16 protein-coding genes are annotated in these 18,411 nt (G+C 68.0%); 9 read left to right on the top strand and 7 right to left on the bottom strand.

Going from position 1 to position 18,411, the window contains the following annotated elements; all coding sequences use genetic code 11:
• Positions 1-15: 15 nt before the first annotated feature.
• The 4 genes from NWF22_RS06745 to NWF22_RS06760 form a co-directional block, all read right to left on the bottom strand.
• Positions 16-666, bottom strand: coding sequence for a pyridoxamine 5'-phosphate oxidase family protein (locus NWF22_RS06745; protein WP_160900034.1), 651 nt, complete (start codon positions 664-666; stop codon positions 16-18).
• Positions 667-750: 84 nt separating this feature from the next.
• On the bottom strand, positions 751-1,671 hold the full coding sequence (locus NWF22_RS06750; protein WP_160900033.1) for a cation diffusion facilitator family transporter: 921 nt from the start codon (positions 1,669-1,671) through the stop codon (positions 751-753).
• Between the two features lie 74 nt (positions 1,672-1,745).
• Complete coding sequence (locus tag NWF22_RS06755; protein WP_160901323.1) at positions 1,746-2,840, bottom strand: FUSC family protein; 1,095 nt, start codon at positions 2,838-2,840, stop codon at positions 1,746-1,748.
• A gap of 38 nt (positions 2,841-2,878) precedes the next feature.
• The gene (locus tag NWF22_RS06760; protein ID WP_160900032.1) at positions 2,879-3,316 is read right to left on the bottom strand and encodes a DUF3151 domain-containing protein; all 438 of its coding nucleotides are present in this window, start codon (positions 3,314-3,316) and stop codon (positions 2,879-2,881) included.
• Between the two features lie 244 nt (positions 3,317-3,560).
• Between NWF22_RS06760 and NWF22_RS06765 the strand changes: the two genes are divergently transcribed.
• Positions 3,561-5,576 (top strand): Rv0361 family membrane protein, encoded by a 2,016-nt coding sequence (locus NWF22_RS06765; protein ID WP_160900031.1) that lies wholly within the window; start codon positions 3,561-3,563, stop codon positions 5,574-5,576.
• A gap of 460 nt (positions 5,577-6,036) precedes the next feature.
• Here NWF22_RS06765 and fbaA read toward each other — a convergent pair whose 3' ends face one another.
• Positions 6,037-7,074 (bottom strand): class II fructose-bisphosphate aldolase, encoded by a 1,038-nt coding sequence (fbaA, locus tag NWF22_RS06770; RefSeq protein WP_160900030.1) that lies wholly within the window; start codon positions 7,072-7,074, stop codon positions 6,037-6,039.
• A 182-nt stretch (positions 7,075-7,256) separates the two neighbouring features.
• Here fbaA and NWF22_RS06775 point away from each other — a divergent pair, with 182 nt between their 5' ends.
• Together NWF22_RS06775 and NWF22_RS06780 are read left to right on the top strand one after the other, a co-directional pair.
• On the top strand, positions 7,257-8,240 hold the full coding sequence (locus tag NWF22_RS06775) for a DUF368 domain-containing protein (RefSeq protein WP_160900029.1): 984 nt from the start codon (positions 7,257-7,259) through the stop codon (positions 8,238-8,240).
• Between the two features lie 219 nt (positions 8,241-8,459).
• Positions 8,460-9,182 carry a VTT domain-containing protein gene (locus tag NWF22_RS06780; protein WP_160900028.1) on the top strand — a complete coding sequence of 241 codons (723 nt, stop codon included), beginning with the start codon at positions 8,460-8,462 and terminating at the stop codon, positions 9,180-9,182.
• Between the two features lie 55 nt (positions 9,183-9,237).
• Here the strand turns inward: NWF22_RS06780 and NWF22_RS06785 are convergent, their stop codons facing one another.
• Positions 9,238-10,428, bottom strand: coding sequence for a phosphatase PAP2 family protein (locus NWF22_RS06785; RefSeq protein WP_309249736.1), 1,191 nt, complete (start codon positions 10,426-10,428; stop codon positions 9,238-9,240).
• A 102-nt stretch (positions 10,429-10,530) separates the two neighbouring features.
• Between NWF22_RS06785 and NWF22_RS06790 the strand changes: the two genes are divergently transcribed.
• Positions 10,531-11,130 carry an MOSC domain-containing protein gene (locus NWF22_RS06790; RefSeq protein WP_160900027.1) on the top strand — a complete coding sequence of 200 codons (600 nt, stop codon included), beginning with the start codon at positions 10,531-10,533 and terminating at the stop codon, positions 11,128-11,130.
• Positions 11,131-11,157: 27 nt separating this feature from the next.
• Here the strand turns inward: NWF22_RS06790 and NWF22_RS06795 are convergent, their stop codons facing one another.
• Positions 11,158-11,916: a MerR family transcriptional regulator gene (locus NWF22_RS06795; RefSeq protein WP_258321348.1), complete on the bottom strand. Its 759-nt coding sequence runs from the start codon at positions 11,914-11,916 to the stop codon at positions 11,158-11,160.
• Between the two features lie 157 nt (positions 11,917-12,073).
• Between NWF22_RS06795 and NWF22_RS06800 the strand changes: the two genes are divergently transcribed.
• The 5 genes from NWF22_RS06800 to NWF22_RS06820 all read left to right on the top strand — a co-directional run bounded on the left by NWF22_RS06800 (position 12,074) and on the right by NWF22_RS06820 (position 18,141).
• Positions 12,074-13,072 carry an NAD-dependent epimerase/dehydratase family protein gene (locus NWF22_RS06800; protein WP_160900026.1) on the top strand — a complete coding sequence of 333 codons (999 nt, stop codon included), beginning with the start codon at positions 12,074-12,076 and terminating at the stop codon, positions 13,070-13,072.
• 67 nt (positions 13,073-13,139) lie between these two features.
• Entirely contained in the window at positions 13,140-14,207 is a 1,068-nt protein-coding gene (locus tag NWF22_RS06805) for a thiamine pyrophosphate-dependent dehydrogenase E1 component subunit alpha (RefSeq protein ID WP_160900025.1), read from the top strand.
• Positions 14,204-15,217 (top strand): alpha-ketoacid dehydrogenase subunit beta, encoded by a 1,014-nt coding sequence (locus tag NWF22_RS06810; protein ID WP_160900024.1) that lies wholly within the window; start codon positions 14,204-14,206, stop codon positions 15,215-15,217. The genes NWF22_RS06805 and NWF22_RS06810 overlap by 4 nt, the downstream gene beginning before the upstream one ends.
• Before the next feature lie 12 nt (positions 15,218-15,229).
• The gene (locus NWF22_RS06815) at positions 15,230-16,636 is read left to right on the top strand and encodes an SRPBCC family protein (protein ID WP_160900023.1); all 1,407 of its coding nucleotides are present in this window, start codon (positions 15,230-15,232) and stop codon (positions 16,634-16,636) included.
• Between the two features lie 20 nt (positions 16,637-16,656).
• On the top strand, positions 16,657-18,141 hold the full coding sequence (locus tag NWF22_RS06820) for a long-chain-fatty-acid--CoA ligase (RefSeq protein WP_160900022.1): 1,485 nt from the start codon (positions 16,657-16,659) through the stop codon (positions 18,139-18,141).
• Positions 18,142-18,411: the final 270 nt, after the last annotated feature.

Below are 18,411 nucleotides of genomic sequence, written 5' to 3' on the forward strand. Positions count from 1 at the left end.
GAGCCACAGGCGATCTCATTGTTCCTCCGCATCACCACGCGACGAGCGGTTGGTCAGCCTCGTCACCGAGTCCGGCACCGCACCCGGTGTCGCGGTCACCGGATCGTCGTAGATCGTCCGCATCGGAATGTGACCGGTCCACCCGTCCGCCCCGCCGTCGCCGGGCCCACCGGTGCGCGCCTTCGTCAGCCAACACCCGTCGAGGATCGGCAACGCGAGGATCACCGTCGCCGACAGTTCCTTACGCGTGTGCGCACGCACCTCGGCGCTGCGGCCGGGCAGGATCGCATCGGAGAAGACGTCGAGGGCGCGGGATGCGTCGTCGGGCCCGACGGCCTCTAGCGCGCCGCGTACCACTGCCGACCGGTAGTTGATCGAATGGTCGAACAATGTCTGGGCAACCACGAGGCCGTCGATGAGAAACGCCGTGAACGTCACCGGCGCACCGGCGGCGACGTGCCGCAGCGCGCCGGCCCCGGACGATCCGTGGATCAATAGCCGATCACCGTCGCGCGCCGCGAGCATCGGCACCGACCACGGCATGCCGTTGTCGGTGACCGTCGACAGCACACCGACGCGCGCCTCGTCGAGGACCTCGTCGAGCAGTGCGCGATCACCACCCCGGTCGGGTTTACGGGTGAGGGAGGCCAGTTCGTCGGTCGTCATGGATGTCAGGATGCCCAGCGAACATCCTCCGCGCCACCGAATATCGCCACCTCGCACGTGGGGTACACGGCGATCCGGACGCGGTCACCACTGGAGTTCGTCGCGGCAGCGTCGCTGCACGTCGGTCGGATCCACCTGGATCGTGGCGTGCCCGAGGCCGTGGCGCTCCATCACCACCTGGGCGGCGGTCAGCACCTCGCTGCTGGTGCAGTCGCTGTCGAGATGCACGGTGGCAACATCCATCCCGGTGGTCAACGACCACACGTGCAGGTCGTGGACGTCGTCGACCGACGGGATCGCCGCCAGCTCCTGCCGCAGGGCGTCGACGTCGACGTGCGCGGGCGCCTGCTGGTTGAGGATGCGCAGGGCGTCCATCGCGAGCCGCACCGCCCGGGGCACCACCCACAGCGCGATCAGCACGGCCGCCACGACGTCGGCATACCCCCAGCCGGTGGTCAGCGCGATGACGCCGGCGACAAGCACCCCCACGCTGCCGACCGCGTCGGCGAGCACCTCGAGGTAGGCGCCGCGCACCGCGATCGACTGCCGGGAATCGGCGCGCAGCAACAGCATCATCGCCACGTTGACGGCCAAACCGACCAGCGCGACCACGATGAGGGTGAGTCCGGGAACCTCGGGATCGGTGCCGATGCGGCGGATCGCCTCGTAGAGCACGAAGGCCGCGACACCGATCAGCAGTACGGCGTTGGCGACGGCGGTGAACACCTCGGCCCGGTACCAGCCGAAGCTGCGGTCGTCGGTGGCCGAGCCGTGCCGGGCCAGCAGCAGCGCGACCAGCCCCATGCAGAGCGCGACGACGTCGGTGAGCATGTGGCCGGCGTCGGCGATCAATGCCAGCGAGTCGACCAGCAGGCCGGTCACGAGTTCGACGACGAAGTACGCGCCGATCATCGCGACGGCGACCGCCATCGGCCAGATCCGGCGATGGCCCGCCGGCTCGGCGACGGCGCCGGGCGTGTGAGAGTGCGAATGTGAGTGGCCCATGACGACGCCAATATATGCAGCTTTTCGCATATATGACAAGGGCGGCGCTCCGCTCCGGCCCATGGCGGGATCGGTCAGCGCAGGGTGGCCGCCGCCGACGACCGGCGCAGGCCGCTGATCATCAGCATGTCGATCAGCAGCGAGCGGATCTCGGCCATCACCGCCGTCTCCGACAACGAGCTGTGCGCCACGAGCTCCGGTTTGGCCTTGCGCGCGATGCTGCGCAGTACCCGGGCGGCGTCGGCCTGATCGGGTTCCTCGTTCGGCTTGGCGATCATCATCGCGCGGAGTACCTCGAATGCCTCGCCGACGTCGTCCAGGATGTCGATGATGGCCGGGTCGAGCGCCTCGCCGCGCTGCGTCATCCCCAGCGCGCGCCGGGCGATGATCCGGAAGTTGCGCACGGCGTTGTCGATGGGGTCGGCGGTCGCCGAGATGCGCTGCAGCCGCTCACGCGAGCTCCAGTACAGCGGCGAGATGGCGCTGACCTCCTTGCCGCCGCGCATGTCGGCCCGCATGGTGTTGATGGCCTCTTGCGTGCCACGCGCCGACGCCAGCGCGGCGGACACCTCGTGTTCGTCCATGTCGCGCAGCCCGTGGGCGAGCCGGCGCGCCGCGTCGCGCATCGTGGCGAGCAGACCGGCTGCGTCGCGCCGGGCCCGGTGTGCCGGGTTCACCGGGACCAGCGCGCCGATGAGGATGCCGATGAGGCCACCGATCAGCGCGTCGATCGCCCGGTGGAATCCGCCGGCCCCGCCGGGCGGTAGCAACGTCGCCACCAGTACCGCCGACGATGCCGCCTGCATCGGGATCAGCGGGCCGTCGTCGACGAACACCGCAATGGCCATCGCGAGCGCGACCACCACGATGATCTGCCACGCTCCCGAGCCGATCACCGAGATCAGCAGGTCGCCGACCAGGATGCCGATCACGACGCCACTGACCAGTTCGACCGATCGACGCCATCGTTTGCCCAACGACAGGCCGAGCGAGAGGACGGCGGCGATGGGCGCGAAGAACGGCTGCGGATGGTCGAACACCACCACCGCCACCCACCAGGCGATTCCGGCGGCCAGCGAGCACTGGACGATCGGGACGATCGACAGCCACAGTCGGCGGACGCGTCGGTACAGCGGAGGCGGCAACGCGTGGAGTCGGGTCCGCAGCATGTCGGTCACGGCGGTCAGCGGTCGCGCCGGCGGGTCGGTCAGGCCAGCCCGAGATGCTGCACGGCGTTCGGATCACTGTCGTTGAGCAGGTCCAGGCAACGCAGGTATTCGTCCTCTTCGCCGACCGCCTTGGCCGCGCGGGCCAGCGCGCCGACGCAGCGCAGGAAGCCCTGGTTGGGTTCATGGCTCCACGGCACCGGGCCGAAACCCTTCCAGCCGTGCCGGCGCAACTGATCGAGTCCGCGGTGGTATCCGGTGCGGGCATAGGCATAGGCCTCGATGACCTTGCCGGTGTCCGAGCCGTCGGCGGACGCCCCGAGCGCCGCATCGGCCAGGTACGCCCACGCGATGGATGCCGTCGGATGCGCCGCCGCGACCTGTGCGGGTGCCACCCCGTTGAGCAGGTCCGATTCCGCCTCGTCGTCGCCGGTGAGCAGCACCGGCTGCGGGCCCAGGAGATCTCCGAAAGAAGTCATCACACCATTGAAGCACCCCGCTTGGGGACGGACGGGCGACCGCCCGGTGCACGCGGCCCGGCGAGGTGGTCATGCAGTCGGTCTCCCCAACAGCAGCAACCGTGCCCACCAAGTGCTGAATCGGGTGGCCATTCGCTAGTGTGAGTGGCGCGATCGGCCACGACGCGAACCCATTCGGCGGGGGACGTCACACACTCACCGACGCCGATCAGATTCCATCCGGGGAAGCGGGGTGTAGACGACGATGCCTTCATCGCGAGACGACGGCTCGCTGATCCGCCGTGCCCTGCAGGCGTGGCGCAATCGCGGTAACGACCAGGCGGCCCGACCCGGCCGCCGCGGTCCGGATGATTCCTGGGTCGACAGTACGAAGGGCGACGACGCAGCGGTGACAGACCAGACGAACAACGATGGCGTGGCCGAACCCACCTCTGTGGACGCAGAGCCTGTGAACACAGAGCCGGACACGAGCGAGTCGGCCGCGCCGACCGCCGCGGTCGACACCCAGCCGGAGGGCACCGCCGCGGAGGCCGCGGACAGCGACGTCGCCGACCCCGAAGGTGCCGGGACCGACACCGACGACACCGGGCAGGACAGTGCCGGGCAAGACGACACCGGGCAAGACGACGTGGTGACCGAGACCGACGACTTCGGCGCCGAGTCCGCAGGCGGGTCCGAGGTCGACGCGACTGCCGACGTCGCACCGGACGACGTCGACGCCGCCGAGGGCGAATCGGACGGCGATGTCCCCGAGACGGAGCCGGCAGACGGCGACGCAACCGCGGACGCCGAGTCCGACAACGCCGCATCCGAGCAGGCCGGCACCGATACCGAGCCAGACGACGCCGAACCCGCCGACTCCGAATCCGAACCAGCCGACTCCGAACAGGCCAAGTCCGAACAGGCTGAGTCCGAACAGGCTGAGTCAGGGACGTCCGAGGCCGAGCAGGTCGAGGCCGAGCAGGTCGAGTCGGCGGACCAGCACGACACTCCCGCCGCAGCGGAGCAGACCGAGCCCTCCCGACCGAAGCCGAAGGGTGGTCGGGGCATCGATTCCGCGACCGCGGTGATCCGGCGTGAGGACCTGCCCGAGATCGCCGACCTCGAGGATCTCGACAGCATCAGCGCGGTCGACGACGACGAGACCACAGATGAGTCGACCGATGAGGGGGACGCGCCCGTCGAACGGCGCAAGCCCGGCGGCGGCATCGGCCCCACCGATTCGGCCACCACCGTCATCCGGCGCGACGACCTCCCCGACGACGACGAACTCGAGGCGCTGGAGTCGATCGAGACGGTCGCCGACGAACCGTCCCCCGCCGACGACCACACCGAGAACTCCGCTGACGACGCCGAACCCACCGGCTCCGACGAGGCGGAACCCACGGACGACTCGATCGACGACCCGACCGACGAGTGGGCCGACGTCGACGAGGCAGTCGCCACCGGTGTTGAAACCGACGGTGTTGAATCCGGCGGTGTTGAATCCGGCGGCGATGAATCCGAAGGGGGCGAATCCGAAGGGGGCGATACACCCCCCGGCGACACGGACGACGTCGACACAGACCACACGGATGACGACGACGAACAGTCCGACGCCACCGCCGACGACGATGCCGATTCCGGCACCACGAAGGCGCTTCCGGCGGCCGCCGCGGCAGGTGCGGCCGCCGCCGGCGCAGCCACCGCCAAGACATCCGCCGCACAGGGTTGGTCGACCGCCGCCCACAAGCCGGAGGTCATCCCGCCCACAAGCCCGGCCGACCGCGCGAGCGGCGCCACGACATCCGCGACCGAGAAGTCCCGCGGGACATCCGGCGAGAAAAAGCGGGGCAGCCGGCGTTGGTGGATCGCCGCGGCCGCGGTGGTGGTCGTGCTGGCCGTGGCCGGCGCGGTGTTCGGATTCCTCAACCTCCGTCCGCCGGCCCCGGCAGACGAGGCCGCCGACACCGCCGAAGAGTTCTCGACGGCCCTCTACGAAGGTGATCTCGCGACGCTGCGCTCCATCACCTGTGGCGAGCGGCAGCAGTTCTACGCGTCGATCAGCGATGCCGACTTCCAGAAGATCTACGACGGCCAGAGGGCACGCGACGAACTCGTCCGCATCGACGAGATCAAAGCGGTCAAGCTGACCGGCGACGGCGAGCAGGCGGTGGTCGAGGTGTCGGCGGTGCAGAGCGCCAACCCGGACCAACCGCAGACGGTGACCATCAACCTGCAGAAGTCCGGCGAGGAGTGGAAGGTGTGCACGCCGCAGTGACCGGGACCGGACCCACGCAACGCCTTCGACGCCAGTCGACCTGGGTACATCACCCGACCGGTACGGACACGCCGACTGCACCGAACGGCGCCGGGGAGCGTCGGTACCAACCCCAGCCGGTCGAACCCGCACGGGCCGAACCCCCGCTTTTCGACCCCCCACGGGTCGAACCCCCGCTCTTCGAACCCCCGCTCTTCGAACCACAGACGCGTCCGCTGCGAGTCGAACACCAACCGACCCGGCCGGCTGCGGCTCCGCGTCCGGCGCGACGCCGGGTCGATCCGCCTGTCGTGATGGCGGCACTGGTCATGCTGGCGCTCGCGGTGGGGGTCGCCGTCGGGCTGACCACACTCTGAGCCACACAACACTCCGGGCCACACAACACTCCGGGCCACACGACCACCCTCCTGAGACGCGGACAGCGCCCGGCGAACCGGGCGCTGTCGTGCGTGTGCGGTGATCAGGCGCTGATGGACTTGCCCACCGACTTCAGGTCGGTGCAGGCCTCCATCACGCGCTCGGACATCGAGGCCTCGGCCTTCTTCGACCAGACGCGCGGATCGTAGGTCTTCTTGTTGCCCACGTCGCCGTCGATCTTGAGCACACCGTCGTAGTTGGCGAACATGTGACCGGCGATGGGCCGGGTGTAGGCGTATTGGGTGTCGGTGTCGACGTTCATCTTCACCACGCCGTAGCTGAGCGCTTCTTCGATCTCGCTCTTGAGCGACCCCGACCCGCCGTGGAAGACGAAGTCGAAGGGCTTGGCACCCTCGGCCAGGCCGAGCTTCTTGACCGCGACCTCCTGGCCGGTGTTGAGCACGTCGGGACGCAGCTTCACGTTGCCCGGCTTGTACACACCGTGCACGTTGCCGAAGGTGGCCGCCAGCAGGTACCGGTTGCCGGTGTCGCTGGCGCCGAGCGCGTCGAGGGTCTTCTCGAAGTCCTCGGGCGTGGTGAACAGCTTGTCGTCGATGGCTGCCTCCACACCGTCCTCTTCACCGCCGACGACGCCGATCTCGATCTCCAGGATGATCTTGGCCGCGCCCGCCTTGGCGAGCAGTTCCTTGGCGATCTCGAGGTTCTCCGGCAGCGGTACCGCGCTGCCGTCCCACATGTGCGACTGGAACAGCGGGTTCTTCCCGGCGTCGACGCGCTCCTGCGAGATCGCGAGCAGCGGACGCACGTAGGTGTCGAGCTTGTCCTTGGGGCAGTGGTCGGTGTGCAAACCGATGGTGACGTCGTACTTGTCGGCCACCACGTGGGCGAACTCGGCCAGGGCGACCGCGCCGGTCACCATGTCCTTCACGCCGAGACCGGAGCCGAACTCGGCGCCGCCGGTGGAGAACTGGATGATGCCGTCACTGCCGGCGTCGGCGAAGCCCTTGATGGCTGAGTTGATCGTCGACGACGACGTGCAGTTGATCGCGGGGAACGCATAGCCCCCCTTCTTGGCCTTGTCGAACATCTCTGCGTACTGCTCTGGCGTTGCAATGGGCATCGACGAATCCTTCGAATGTAGGGTTCTCGCAGGCGCGAGCTGCCATCGCGTCTCAGTATGGCAGGTATACGGCCCGCTGTTGCGGCTGCCTGATGAGATGCCGGCCCGCTGGCGCAGGCACCCTGAGCGAGCGAATCGCCCCGTGGGCGCCTCGCCGCCGGCTGCCCACCGTGACCGTTAGGATGGCAACCGTGACGCCGTCAGAGGAGAATCGGGCACCGCAGGATTCAACTCCCGACAATCCGCGGCCCCCGACCGGGGCCACCGTCGCCAACGTGGTCCGCGGTGGATTGATGGGGCTGGCCGAGACCGTTCCGGGAGTTTCCGGCGGCACCGTCGCACTGGTCACCGGGATCTACAGCAGGCTGATCGCGTCGGCCAAACACCTCACCGACGTCCCGCGGGCCATGGTCCTGCGCTCGGACTGGCGAGTACATGCGCGTTGCATCGACTGGTGGCTGCTCCTGCCGGTGGCGGTCGGCATGCTCATCGCCGTCTTCTCCATCGCCGGGATCATGGAGACGTTCGTCACAGAGCAACCCGTCTACTCCAAGGCCCTGTTCATGGGCATGATCGCTGCCTCGGTGGGTATCCCGTTCCTCGAGGTGCGACCCGGTGACCTCGAGCGCCGCGGCGCCAAGCTCCGCGGTGCCGGGGTGTTCGTCGCGATGGCCGCCGCGGTCTTCGTGCTCACGTCACTGCCGCGCAGCGAGATCGCCGATCCGCCGCTGATCCTTGTGTTCTGTGCCGCCGCGGTCGCCGTGTGCGCGTTGGTCCTGCCGGGGGTCTCGGGGTCGTTCTTCTTGTTGGTGGTCGGCATCTACGCACCGACGATGGCGGCCGTCGACGACCGTGACCTGCAGTATCTCGCGGTCTTCGCCCTGGGTGCGCTGGTCGGCATCGTGACCTTCGTCCGCATCCTCGAGTGGATACTCGAACACCATCACACCACCGCCATGATCGCGGCCGCCGGCCTGCTACTCGGTTCGCTACGGGCGCTGTGGCCCTGGCAGACCGACGACGGCGGCCTGATGGGTGTCGGTGACGAATGGCCCGGAGCGCTGGGGTTGTTCGTCCTGGGCGTGGTCGTGGTGGGGTTGGTCGCGCTCGTTCAGCACAAGGTCTACGCCGCCGACGCCCGCGCCTCGGCCACAGCAACCCCCTAGTGGTCCTGTCCGAAAGTTCGTCGGGTGTCTTCGGCGTTCGATGAACGACTGGCTGCGTTGTCGTCGGTCACGATGACGCTGTCATCGCTCCCTCCTCCGCCTTGCCAGTCGCCCATCGCTCCACCGAATACCCCGGACGAACTTACGAACAGCACCACTCAGCCAATTCCCAGCGCGGAAATATCGTCCGCCCCCGCCGCGCGGGTACATTGATTCGTCGTGATCGACACCGCCCTTGCCACCACCACGACCAATCTCGCCCTGATGCCGGGGTTCCTGGATCCGGTCAACCTGCTGAACTCCTTCGGCACCTGGATCCTGGCCGGCCTGCTGCTGGTCGTGTTCATCGAGTCGGGGTTGCTGTTCCCGTTGCTGCCCGGCGATTCGCTGCTGTTCACGGCGGGTCTGATCGTCGCGGCGAAGTCCGCCGACATCGAACCGTTCGCCCCGCTGTGGGTGCTGCTGGTGACGATCCCCATCGCCGCCTTCCTCGGTGATCAGGTCGGGTACTGGATCGGCAACCGAGTGGGGTACTCGCTCTTCCGCCCGAACGCCAAGGTGCTCAAGGAGCGCTACATCTTCGAGGCGCACGAGTTCTTCGAGAAGCACGGCCCGATCACGATCTTCTTGGCGCGGTTCGTACCGATCGTGCGCACCTACGCTCCGCTGGTCGCCGGCGCTGCCAAGATGCGGTATCCGGTCTTCCTGGTCTACAACGTCGCGGGGGCCATCGTGTGGGGCGCCGGTGTCACGCTGCTGGGCTTCTTCCTCGGCCAGATCGCCGTCATCCGCGACAACATCGACCTGATCTTCCTACTGATCGTGTTCATCTCAGTGGTCCCGATCATCATCGAGGTCACCAAACGATTCCTGCGTTCGCGTCGGCCCATCGTCGAAGAGCCGGTGGATGTCGAGGCCGGGACGCCGGAGCACACGCTGTAGTCGGCCACCCCGGACGCGCTGTCACACGGCGCCGCAGCTCAGTGCATGCGGCAGGTCACGGCACCACCGCGTAGGCCGCGGCCAGGTCGATTCGCAGCCAGCCGCCGTTCGACCCGGCCTTGTCCAGCGGGTAGCCCGAAGAGATCGCGGTGCGGCGGATGATGTCCAGTCGCTGCGCATCGGTCAGGTGGGGGAAGCGACTCTTCAGCAGCAGCGCGGCCGACGCCGGGATCTCGTTGCGCTGTTGCGGCGTGATCCGGTCGAAACCGTAGGTCATCATCTGCCGGTGCGCCTGCACTGCCTGCTGCGAACTCAGGTACGGGGTGTCGGCGGCGATGAACCTCGCCAGCGGCATGCCGACCGCGCGCTCGAGTTGGGCGCGCAGCTGCTGACCGGCCTGGTCGATGAGGGCCGCGAATCCGGGATCACGCAGCCGCGCGGTGAGCAGGTCGGTCGCCAGAATCCGTCCACCCATCACGTCCAGCGGGTAGTGCACACCCAGCACGATGCGGCCCAGCCCGATCTCACCGGCGCGGGCGATGATCTGCGGGCCGAGTTCGGGCAGCCAATAGGCGAGCATCCCGCCGAACAGGTAACCCATGCTGGTGTGCCCGGACGGGTAGGACCCGTTGCCGCCGAGATCGGCGTACAGGTCCTCGCCTGGCCGGTTGTAGCGCTCGATGCGGCCGGGCGCCGCCACGAACGGACGCGGGTTGCCGAAGATCTCCTTCTCGATCAGCGTGGTGCCCAGCGGCAGCATCGCTCGCGCGGTGTAGCCCTCGGTGAGCGCGGCCACCTTGGGGATCTGGCCGTCGGCGAGCAGCCGGCGGAATTCGGGACCGAGCTTGGTCCCGAGTCCCTCTGACAGCGAGATCAACCGGTCGTCGTAGTTGATGGCGATCGCATCGGCCTGCTGCGCCTTGGTCGCCGAGTTGTTGATCCGCACCGCGGTGTCCAGGTTCTGCGCGATGATGTCGGGCCGGTTGTCGCGCAGGTGGTCGAATCCGTCCAGCACCGGTACATAGGTGCCGCCCGGCGGGTAGTCCGACGGGTACGGCCCGAGGATCTGGGCGGGCGAGAAGGTGGCCGGCCCGGCCACCTGGGTGGGAGCGGCGACGGCGACCCCGCCGGAGAGGAATCCGAGCCCGACGGTCAGCGCGGCCAGTGTGGTGACGGCAGCACGGACGAGCGCAGGACGGCGGGACGCGAGACGGCGGGACGCGAGACGTGGGCGCGAGATCGACACGGTTCATCACTCTTCCGTCCCCGAGGATGGTTGCGCAAGTGAACGATCGGTTACCGTGAGCCCGGCACGGCCGATGCCGCCAACGATCAGACCGGAGAGCGGATGAGCTCGTTGACCCCCGATGCCCTCGCCCGCGACCTCGGTATCCGGCCCGACGAGAAACTGCCGAAGGTCTCCGACATGAATGCCCGCGCACTGGCGACGCTGACCCGTAATGCCACCCCGCCGGGCAGTTTCGTCGATCTGTGTCCGGTGCACCTGATCACCGAGACGAGCCTGTCGACCATCGCGACCGCGATGGGTGTCGATCACCTCGAGGCCAGGCGGTTCCGACCGAACGTCGTGCTGGCCGGCGGCCCACCCGCCGACGTTCTACCGGAGTCGGCGTGGCCGGACACCGCCCTCGACGTCGGCGGCGCACGGTTGCGTGTGGTGATGCGGACGGTGCGCTGCGTGGTGCCCAGTCGCGCCCACGAGGATCTCCCGGTGGAGGCCGCGCTGACCCGCGCGGTGGCCGGCACCGCCGATCGGTATCTCGGGGTCTACGCCGACGTGACGACAGCAGGCCGGATCCGGGTGGGCGACACGCTGACGATCACACCGCCCACCCCGCCGTCACCGACCCGACGGCTTGCCCGGCGCGGCCGCGTGCTCGCACTCGATTCGGCGAACCGGCTCATCGAGATGTTCCGCCGCGACTGAGCAGGTCCGACAACCACCGGGCAGCGCTTACGGCGTGATGTCACCGGCCGCGAGCCGCTCCCGGATCTCGTCGGTGCGGTGCACTGCCGACCCGATCTCCTCGGCCATCACATGCGCCGCCGACTGCCACGCCACGGCCCGGATACGTTCCAGGTTCTGCTCGAACTCGGCCCGACTCGCGGTGCCGTGATAGATCTTGCCGGCCTCGGTGATCCACTTCGCCACCAGACGTTCAGACAGATCCCGCAGGACCACCCGCATCTCGTCGGCCGACCACCGACTCAGTTCCAGATCCGTTCCGATGGCGGCCATCTCCAGCGCGCCGCGCAACTGCGGGACACTCGGCGCAAACCACACCTTGCGACCGTCGGCGCCCTGCCGACGCTCGAGGTAGCCCGTGGACACCAGGTCGGCCACCCGGTCGGGGTACGCATCGCCGAGCAGGTCGGCGAGTTCCCCCTCATCGAGCTCACGTTCCGATGTCGCCAGCCAGGCCGCCCCGGCGATCGAGGGCCCCAGTAGGTCCACCACCTCCGAGGTCGGCTCCCCGGTGTTGCCGAGTACCGCCTTGATGGTCTGGAGTCGCAACCCACGTCCCTGCAACGCGGCGATCGATCGCAATCGCTCGAGGTGCTGCGGCCCGTACACCGCCTGCCCGCCTCGGCGGGACGGACGCGGCAACAGGCCCTCGGACTGGTAATAGCGGATCGTCCGTGCGGGCACCTCGGCGACCTTCTCGAGCTCGGTGATGGTGAAGGAGGCCTCGATGGCGTTGTTGGTCGTCACCTCTCCTATGAAATCACCTCCTGGTGCCATTGCCCAGTAGCGCCTTGAACAACACTTGACAGTGCTATGTGACTCACCTTACTGTGTTGTGACAGTAATTACTGACAACACTCAGTGATGACCCACACCTCGCACCCGCATCCACCCGGAGGTCACCATGTCGGACGCCCGTCCCAACCCCACCGTTCCCGGTTCGGTCTTCATCACCGGAGCCGGTGGTTTCATCGGCCGCACACTCGCGGCCCGGCTGCGTGAACTCGGCGCCACGGTCACCGGCGTCGACCTGGTCGCCGACCCCGCCGAGGGGATCATCGCCGGCAGCACCACCGACCCGTCGACCTGGGCACATGCACTCGAGGGCGTCGACGCTGTGATCCACACCGCCGCCATCGTCAGCACCGTCGCCCCCGTCGAACAGGCATGGGAGGTCAACGTGCTGGGCACCAAGAAGGTCATCGACGCGGCAGTGGACGCGGGCGTCGGCCGCTTCGTGCACCTCAGCTCGATCGCCGCGTACGGCTGGGACTACCCCGATCACGTCACCGAGGACCACCCGACCCGGGTCACCGGCGGGATCAGCACCTACACCGATACGAAGACCAACTCCGAGCTCACGGTGCTCGCCAACGCCAAACGCGGCATGGAGACCGTCATCGTGCGTCCCGCCGACGTCTACGGCCCGGGCTCGGTGTGGATTCGCGAACCGCTCGCGATGATCAAGAAGAACCAGATGCTGCTGCCCGAGGGCGGATCCGGCGTCTTCGACGTGATCTACATCGACAACTTCGTCGACGCGATGGTGCTGCTGCTGGCCGCCGATGGCGCGTCGGTCGAGGGCCAGATCTTCAACGTCGGCGAGGAATCGATCCGCACCTGCGCCGAGTACTTCGGCGAGCTGGCCTCGTGGGTCCCCGGCGGCAAGGTGACCACCCTGCCGATCAAGGTGGCTGCACCCGCGCTCGGTGTGGTCGGCAAGCTGCAGCGCCGCCTCGGGGTCAAGAGCGAACTCGGTCCGGCCCTGATGCACATGTTCAACCGCCACGTCGTCGTCTCCAACGCGAAGGCCCGCGACGTACTCGGCTTCAAACCCGTCGTCTCCTATGAAGAGGGCATGGCGCGCCAGAAGGCGTGGGCACGCCGCGAAGGCCTCATCTGAACGACCGCTTGCCCTCGCACCGAACAGGAAACCCCATGACACACAACACGATCTTCGGAGGTCACCGATGAGCACCACCCGGATGGACGCCGCCCGTATCTACCGGATGATGGTCCGGATGCGGCTGGTGGACGAGGCATTCGTCGAAGCCTGGAAGGACGGCCTGGTGCCGGGTGAGTACCACTCGGCCCAGGGCGAGGAGGGCATCAACGCCGGTGTCCTCGCGCACCTCAACGACGCCGACACCCTCGCCCTCGATCACCGCAACACCGGTCCGTTCGTCGGTCGCGGCATCGATCTCGAACCGCTGATGCTCGAGGTCCTCGGTTCCGACGAGGGCATCGCGCGCGGCATGGCCGGGCACATGCACATCTTCGATCCCGACTGCAATGCCGGCGCCGACGGCATCGTCGGCGCGGGCGGGCCGCTCGCCGTCGGACAGGCCATCGCGCACACCCGCGCCAACCCGGGCAACGTCGCGGTCACCTTCCACGGTGAGGCCGCAATGAACCAGGGCATGATGATGGAGGCCTACAACATGGCCGTCGCCTGGAACCTGCCGGTGGTGTTCGTCTGCAAGGACAACAAGTGGGGCATCACCACCTACTCCAGCGATCAGACCGCCGGCAGTCCGGTGCAACGTGCCAAGGGATTCGGTCTCGCCGTCGAGACGGCTGCCGGCCACAAGGTGCGCGATGTGCACCGGGCCGCAGGCAAACTCATCGACCGCGCACGCGCGGGCAAGGGCCCCGGGTTCCTGTATGTGACCTGCCACCGCCCCAATGGACACCTCGAGGGTGACCCGCTGGTGGGTCTGCTGCGCGACCCCAAGAAGCAACTGTCGGTGTGGCTGCCCGAACTGCAGGGCGGTCTCACCAACGCCGAGGGCGGCACCACCGGCGAGAAGGTGCGCGCCATGATCGGCGTCGGCAAGCGCAGTGGCCGCTTCGCCCGCGACATGGTTGTCAACAACCGCAAGGACCCGGTCCGCCGCGGCCGCAGTCTGGTCGACGCGGACGCCGCCGCCACCATCGAAGCCCAGGAACGAGCCGACGTGCTCGCCGCCATCACCGCAGCCCGTACGCGCGTCGGCAAGCGCATCGGCTTCGGCGTCACCACAGGAGGAACCCGATGACCATCATGCGCTATGACGAAGCCGTCGATCACGCCCTCGGCCAGGCCATGGCCGCCGACCCCTCGGTGGTCACCTGGGGTGAGGACGTCGAGATCCTGCGCCGCGTGCTGCAGAGCCGCTTCGGCGTGGAGCGGGTGCGCGACACCCCGATCTCCGAGCAGGGCTTCATGTACGCCGGGATCGGCGCCGCCATGGCCGGCCTGCGCCCGGTGGTCGAGCTCTACATGATCGACTTCGGCATGGTCGGCTGGTCGGCCATCGCCAACGCCGGCTCCAAGTTCAAGGACTTCTCCGGCGGCCGCTGGAACATCCCGATGGTGCTGCGCGCCGGTGTCGGCGGCTGGTACGCCGACGGCGGCCAGCACGAGCAGACCTTCTGGGGCAGCCTCGCGTCCTATCCGTCCACCGAGGTCGTGGTGCCGTCCACCCCGGCCGACGCCGCCGGGCTGATGCTGTCGGCCGTGCAGAGCGACGATTTCACCGTCTTCCTCACCCCCAAGCTGCTCGACCAGCAGATCCTGGACTACCTCGGCGGCGACCAGCGCGACACGCTCGACCTGACCCCCGTCCAGCCCAGGGCCGGCGCCATCGGCGACGTCGACGACGTGGTGACCCCGATCCCGTTCGGACAGGCCGCAACTCGCCGCGAGGGTGGTGACATCACCCTGGTGTCGGTCGGCATCGGTGTACACCGCTGCCTCGAGGCCGCCGACCAGCTCGCCGCCGACGGCATCGAGGCGACCGTGCTCGACCTGCGCACCCTCGCCCCGCTCGACACCGAGGCGATCGTCTCCCACGTCGGCCGCACCGGCCGCGTCGTCGTCGCCGACGAGGACTACAGCCGTGGCGGGCTGACCGGCGAGATCGCCGCTCTGCTCTTGGAATCCGGCACCTCCGCGCGCTACGCGCGAGTTGCGGTCGACCAGACCATCCCGTTCGCGCCGCATCTGGAATACGCGGCATTGCCCAACGCCGAGCGCATCGCCTCGGCCGCGAAATCCCTTGCCTGAGGACACACCATCATGACCACGTCACTTCCCCTCGTCCAGATCGCGCTCAGCGTCCGCGACATCCAGCACAGTCAGCGTTGGTACCGCGACATCTTCGGCTTCACCGAGTCCGGCGGCACCCACGCGTTCGTCCCGCTGCTCGGTTCCGAGGACGTGCAGAATGTTCCCGGCGCCACCAGCGTCTGCTGGTGGATGCTCGACGGCACCCCCGGCTTCCAGATGGAACTGTTCGAATTCTCCAAGCCGCACCCGAAGCCGGTTCCTGCCGACTGGCGACCCAATGACATCGGTTACACCACAGTCGGATTCCACGTCGCCGACTTCGATGCCACGCTGGCGGCGCTGGCCCGCCGCAACGTGACGCCGCTGACCGAACCGATGGGCATACTCGGGTCGCGCCGGGTCTGCGTCAAGGACCCGGACGGCATCCTGCTCGAACTCATGGAAGACGACCCGCGCGTCGAGGGCATGGGCGCCCGGCCGGACTCCCCCGCCGTCGCCCGTTTCGTCACCTTGTCGGTGCCCGACCTCGCCGAGGCCCGCCGCACCTGGGTGGACGTGATGGGGCTGCCCGAGGTGGACCTCGCCCTGCACGACACCGAGCACGAAAAGCTCTGGAGCCTCGACGGTTCCACGCGTGAGTCCTTCGTCGTCCGTAGCGGCGACGCGTTCCTCGAGGTGGTGCAGTACCTCGATCCGATCGGCAAGCCGTGGCCGACCGGCTACCACATCAGCGACATCGGCATCCTCAACATCGCACTCGGACTGCCCGATCGGGCGTCGCTGGACGCCCTCGTGGAGAAGGGCCGGCCGCACGGCATCGAGCCGAACACCACCAAGGGCACCGTGGTGGACAAGTTCTGGTACGCCTCGTATGTCAATGACCCCCTGGGCTTCTCGATCGAGTTGCTCTGGCACGGGAGCAAGGGCAAGCGTCGTCCGGTCGATCCGTTGGGTCTGCTCGAGCTCGGTTTCACCGAGAAGCGGCCACCGCTCAAGCGGGTGAGCGCCGTCGCGCGGACCTCGGCCACCCCCGAACAGGTGTGGGCGGTGCTCACCGATCACGCGTCGATGTTCGACTGGACGCCGTTCAAGCGGTCCGAGGTGCTCAGTGCGGGAGACGACAACGGCGTCGGGCTCATCCGCAAGCTCAGCGGCGGGCCGGCCGGCATGACGGTCCACGAGCAGATCGTCGCGGCCGAGGCCCCCCGACGGATGGAGTACACCGCCAAGGGCGCCCCCGGCATGAAGCGGTACCACAGCTTCGTCGACGTCGAGGCCGAGCCGGGCGGCGGCAGCACCATCACCTGGGAGGCGCAGTACCGCACTCTGCTGCCGGGCTCCACCGCCATCACCGGCCGCATGGTGCAGACGCTGGCCGACGGCCTCGCCCGCGCCGCCGAACGCACCGCTCACTGACCTTCGAAAGGACCTTCCCCATGAACCTCACGAACAACCTGCGTCATACCGCCGAAGATCACCCCGATGTTGTCGCGATCAAACTGGACGACACCGAGATCACCTACGCCCAGCTCAGCGGCCTGGCCGCCAAGACCGCACAGTGGCTGCGCGATCTCGGCGTGAAACCCGGTGACCGGGTGGCGGTGTCGCTGCCGAACATCCCGCACATGCCGGTGCTGTACTACGGAATCCTGTGGGCCGGTGGCGTCGTCGTGCCGATGAACCCGCTCTACAAGGACCGGGAATTCGCCCACGTGCTGTCCGACAGCGGTGCCACGGCGTTCTTCGCCTGGAACGGCGTCGCCGAGCAGGCCGCCAAGGGCGCCGCCGAGGCCGGTGTGCAGTTCATCGAGGTCGACCCCGCCACCTTCGTCGGGCAGATCGCCGCTCATGCGACGGCCCGTCCCACCGCGCGTGACGACGACGACACCGCGGTGATCCTCTATACCTCCGGCACCACCGGAGCACCGAAGGGCGCCGAGCTGACCCACGCGAACATGGTGCGCAACGCCGAGGTGTGTGCCGACGACCGGCTGATCGGATTGTCCGCCGGCGACATGGTGTTCGGTGGCCTGCCGCTGTTCCACGTCTTCGGACAGACCTGCATGATGAACGCCGCGGTGCTCACCGGCGCCACCCTGACCCTGCTGCCCCGCTTCGATCCGCAGCGGGCGCTGGAGATCATCGAGCGCGACAAGGTCACCCACATGGGTGGCGTGCCGACCATGTTCGTCGCACTGTCGCAGTACCCCGACCGTGACCGGTACGACACGTCGAGCCTCACCCGGTGCGTATCGGGCGGCTCGGCGCTGCCGGTCGAGGTCTTGTCCGCCTTCGAAGATACCTACGGCGCCATGGTTCTCGAGGGCTACGGGCTGTCGGAGACGTCGCCGGTGGCGTCGTTCAACCACGCCGACCGCGAACGCAAGCCCGGTTCGGTGGGCCAGCCGATCGAGGGCGTCGAACTGAAACTCGTCGACCCCGACTGGAACGAGGTACCCGAGGGCAGCGACGGCGAGATCGTCATCAAAGGCCACAACGTGATGAAGGGCTACTTCAACAACCCCAACGCCACCGACTCGGTGATGCACAACGGCTGGTTCCGCACCGGCGACATCGGCCGCCGCGACGAGGACGGCTACTACTACATCGTCGACCGCGCCAAGGACATGATCATCCGCGGCGGCTACAACGTCTACCCCCGCGAGATCGAGGAAGTCCTCTACACCCACCCCGCCGTCGGCAGCGCCGCCGTCGTCGGCATCCCCAGCCAGCTGCACGGCGAGGAAATCGCCGCTGTGATCACCCTCAAACCGGGAATGTCGGTGACCGAGGACGAGATCAGCGAGTTCGCCAAAGAGCGCGTCGCCGCCTACAAGTACCCCCGCGTGGTGCGCATCGTCGACGCACTGCCACTCGGACCAACCGGCAAGATCCTCAAACGCGAGATCACCGTCAGCTGACCGCCTTTGAGTTGCGGCGCTCATCCCGTCGAGGGGTGAGCGCCGCGCCGGCTTCCCGAGCGAACCGCGAGCCTGGGGCATCCCCCGCTGGTTGAGTGGATATCGCGAATGCACTGGCGGCGTATGAGGCAAACGTCACACCGCGATTGCACAAAATAGCGGATCGTGAAGTATTACCGGCATGTTACAGTAATTACTGTAAGTTGCCAGCGATCCGGTGCTGACCGTGTCGACGCGCGGCAAGCGCGACGACCCTTCGAATGTCGATTC

This window comes from Gordonia mangrovi (assembly GCF_024734075.1).
Lineage (GTDB): Bacteria > Actinomycetota > Actinomycetes > Mycobacteriales > Mycobacteriaceae > Gordonia > Gordonia mangrovi.

Coding starts and splice junctions, on each gene's coding strand:
- NWF22_RS06800 (WP_160900026.1), top strand. CDS start 12,074: ATGTCGGACGCCCGTCCCAACCCCACCGTTCCCGGTTCGGTCTTCATC.
- NWF22_RS06790 (WP_160900027.1), top strand. CDS start 10,531: ATGAGCTCGTTGACCCCCGATGCCCTCGCCCGCGACCTCGGTATCCGG.
- NWF22_RS06775 (WP_160900029.1), top strand. CDS start 7,257: ATGGCAACCGTGACGCCGTCAGAGGAGAATCGGGCACCGCAGGATTCA.
- NWF22_RS06750 (WP_160900033.1), bottom strand. CDS start 1,671: ATGGGCCACTCACATTCGCACTCTCACACGCCCGGCGCCGTCGCCGAG.
- fbaA (WP_160900030.1), bottom strand. CDS start 7,074: ATGCCCATTGCAACGCCAGAGCAGTACGCAGAGATGTTCGACAAGGCC.
- NWF22_RS06745 (WP_160900034.1), bottom strand. CDS start 666: ATGACGACCGACGAACTGGCCTCCCTCACCCGTAAACCCGACCGGGGT.
- NWF22_RS06810 (WP_160900024.1), top strand. CDS start 14,204: ATGACCATCATGCGCTATGACGAAGCCGTCGATCACGCCCTCGGCCAG.
- NWF22_RS06755 (WP_160901323.1), bottom strand. CDS start 2,840: ATGCTGCGGACCCGACTCCACGCGTTGCCGCCTCCGCTGTACCGACGC.
- NWF22_RS06805 (WP_160900025.1), top strand. CDS start 13,140: ATGAGCACCACCCGGATGGACGCCGCCCGTATCTACCGGATGATGGTC.
- NWF22_RS06815 (WP_160900023.1), top strand. CDS start 15,230: ATGACCACGTCACTTCCCCTCGTCCAGATCGCGCTCAGCGTCCGCGAC.
- NWF22_RS06820 (WP_160900022.1), top strand. CDS start 16,657: ATGAACCTCACGAACAACCTGCGTCATACCGCCGAAGATCACCCCGAT.
- NWF22_RS06760 (WP_160900032.1), bottom strand. CDS start 3,316: ATGACTTCTTTCGGAGATCTCCTGGGCCCGCAGCCGGTGCTGCTCACC.
- NWF22_RS06765 (WP_160900031.1), top strand. CDS start 3,561: ATGCCTTCATCGCGAGACGACGGCTCGCTGATCCGCCGTGCCCTGCAG.